The organism is Sphingomonas sp. Leaf33 (assembly GCF_001421785.1).
Classification (GTDB): Bacteria; Pseudomonadota; Alphaproteobacteria; order Sphingomonadales; family Sphingomonadaceae; genus Sphingomonas.
Genome location: NZ_LMLB01000001.1, coordinates 1,614,566 through 1,614,783 on the forward strand (window position 1 = coordinate 1,614,566; position 218 = coordinate 1,614,783).

The window sequence follows — 218 nt, forward strand, 5'->3', positions numbered from 1 at the left end:
ATGAGAGACTGCGCAAGCGCAATCCACATCGACAAGCTCTGACGGCGGGCCCTCAGCCCCTGCCGACGACGTGGCTTCGCCGCGGCGTGATGCTGCGATCGTCATTCATCCCGACGTGCTGTTGACGCTGAAGATTCGGGACCCTAAGAGCCGCTTCCTCGCTAGAGAGCGGGTGTAGCTCAGTTGGTTAGAGCGCCGGCCTGTCACGCCGGAGGTCG

1 tRNA gene (cut by a window edge) is annotated in these 218 nt (G+C 63.3%); it reads left to right on the forward strand.

The features are described 5' to 3' along the window. Positions 1–61 (forward strand) — tRNA-Asp (locus tag ASE86_RS16310); it begins 69 nt to the left of the window's first position. Positions 62–218 lie beyond the last annotated feature (157 nt).